The sequence below is a fragment of the Geobacillus sp. WSUCF-018B genome (genome assembly GCF_002809985.1).
Classification (GTDB): Bacteria; Bacillota; Bacilli; order Bacillales; family Anoxybacillaceae; genus Geobacillus; species Geobacillus thermophilus.
Window position 1 is genome coordinate 1 of the sequence record NZ_PIJF01000108.1, and the last position, 2714, is coordinate 2714.

Consider the following 2714-nt stretch of genomic DNA (forward strand, 5'->3'; position numbering starts at 1 on the left):
ATCGAGTTCTTTCCGCTACCTAGGGCATTTTCTATGACCGAAATGCCCTATTTGTGCTGGGCTTTTTTATACACTAGCACTGGGGTGAATAGTTACTTTAATTGTATAGATTTTCTATCAACCTTTTATTTGATATGGAGGGATGTTTTTGAAGAAACGGTCGATCACATCACTTGTTGCTGCGCTGTCGCTTGGAATGGGCCTATGGGCAGCGCCGGCGTCCGCCCCGCAGGCCGCCAATTCGGGAGCACCTTTGGCAGCCAGGCACGGCGGTCCGGTCGATTTGGCGGTGGCGAATGAAGAGAAGCTGGCGGAGATGTTGAAAAAAAGCGGCAAGCTTCGCGCTGACGCCACCCCAGCTGAGGCGGAAGCAGCGGTGCGCGCCTATTTAAAACAAAAGGCGGCCCACGCTTCGAAAGAAAAAGGAGAATTGCACGAATACGAGGCAAAGCGGGCCGATGTGCTGCGCGAGAAGGGGCAGAAAAACAGTATTTTGAATGGGAAAGGAAAAAAGCTTGGCCAGACGAAAAACGATTCCGTTCCGTCTGTCAAGCCAGAGGCATGGAACGGTGGCAAGCGGGTGGACCGCGTGCTCGTTTTGCTCATTGAATACCCGGATTTTCCGCACAACCGCATTCAACCGAATGAGACGGATATGTATTATAAAGATTATACCCGTGAACATTATGAAGACATGATTTTCGGCGGGGATGACGGCTATTACGCAGGACCGAACGGAGAAAAACTCATCTCGGTGAAAAAGTATTATGAAGAGCAATCAGGCGGCAGCTATTCGATCGAAGGAAAAGTGGCGGGCTGGTATCAGGCGAAGTATCCGGCTAAATACTATGGCGGCAACGTGCCGACCCCGGATGGCAATGACGCCAATCCGCGGGCGCTTGTGCGCGAGGCGCTGGCGGCGGCCGCCCAGGATCCGACCATTGATTTGCGTGAGTTTGACCAAGAGGATCGCTACGATTTAGACGGCGACGGCAATTATCGCGAACCGGACGGTTTGATTGACCATTTAATGATCGTTCACTCCAGCGTCGGAGAAGAATCGGGCGGCGGTTCGCTCGGCGGCGACGCGATTTGGTCGCACCGCTGGAATTTAGGATCGGTCTATCGCATCCCGAACACAACAACCGATGTGCCGTATTGGCGCGGCCAGCTGGCGGCGTACGACTACACAATCGAACCGGCCGATGGGGCGGCAGGGGTGTTTGCCCATGAATACGGCCACGATTTAGGGCTGCCGGATGAATATGATACGATTTACTCCGGCTTGGGCGAGCCCATTGCCTATTGGTCGATTATGTCAAGCGGAAGTTGGGCGGGGCGCATTCCGGGCACGGAGCCGACCGGCTTCAGCGCCTGGGCGAAACAGTTTTTGCAATCGACGATGCCGGGAAGCAACTGGCTGACCGGGGCGACCGTTGAATGGAATGAGATTACAAAAGACGGTGTAGAAGTATTGCTTGACGAAGCAAGCACGAAAGGGACGAACCATGACGCTGTGCGCATCAATTTGCCGAAAAAGGAAACGGTCGTCACTATTCCGCCAAGCGGTGCGTACGCCTATTTCTCTGGAAGCGGAAACAACTTAGATCATACGATGGCAACGACGATCGATTTGACGAAAGCGTCCAAGGCGATGCTCGCTTTTGACACATGGTATGCGATTGAGAAAGATTGGGATTACGGGGCGGTGGAAGTGAAACCGCATGGCAGCAGCGAATGGACGACGATTCAAGGAAACATTACAACGACTGACAATCCGTACGGACAAAACCCCGGCAACGGCGTTACCGGCGCGTCAAACGGTTGGGTGAAGGCGGAATTTGACTTGTCGGCTTATGCGGGCCAAACGATTGACCTCCGTTTCCATTACATCACTGATGTGGCGGTGTCGGAAGCCGGCTGGTATATTGACAACATTCAAGTGACAGCTGATGGGGCAACCGTGCTTGCCGACGACGCCGAAGGGGACAGCGCCTTTGCGGTGGAAGGCTTTGAAAAGAGCGATGGCAAGCGGTATTCGGATCATTACTATTTGTTGGAATGGCGCAACCACCACGGTGTCGATGAAGGGCTCGCCCATATTTTGCGCGGCGACCGGCTTCTTTCGTACGATCCAGGGCTTGTCGTCTGGTATGTGGATGAAGGCTATGACAACAACTGGACGGGCGTCCATCCGGGCGAAGGGTTTCTTGGCGTTGTGGATGCCGACCAGCATACGTTAAAATGGTCGGGCAATACGACAGCGCCGACTCGCTATCAAGTGCACGATGCGGCGTTCAGCCTGCAAAAAGGAGCCCCATTCCGCGTGGCAATCAATGGCTCACAGCTGATCGACAACGATACATCGCCGACGCCGGCGTTTGACGACAGCCGGTCGTATGACAATAAAGGGGCCGTCGACGCCGGGCGGAACGTGCCCAACTATGGCCTAAAAATCCGCGTGATCGGCGAAAGCGCTGACCGCACCGCAGCGCGCGTGTTGATTTACCGCTGACCACCTCCAAAGGCGCACGGAATGTTTCCGTGCGCCGAAATGTTTTGATCGACATGATTTGTCATCCCTTCGTCGAATTTGTTGATTTTTCTTCATCCCTTTTTCCGTGAAAATCCCCACCACTTGGTGAGTGCGGTATACGCTCCTGATCCGTGAGGGTATACTGAAAATGGCCAAAAAAGGCAATAGGAAAGCAGAG

1 protein-coding gene is annotated in these 2714 nt (G+C 53.9%); it reads left to right on the forward strand.

Annotated features, from left to right (window positions below; translation table 11 throughout):
• Positions 1-148: 148 nt before the first annotated feature.
• Positions 149-2515 carry an immune inhibitor A domain-containing protein gene (locus CV944_RS16635; protein WP_100660184.1) on the forward strand — a complete coding sequence of 789 codons (2367 nt, stop codon included), beginning with the start codon at positions 149-151 and terminating at the stop codon, positions 2513-2515.
• Positions 2516-2714 lie beyond the last annotated feature (199 nt).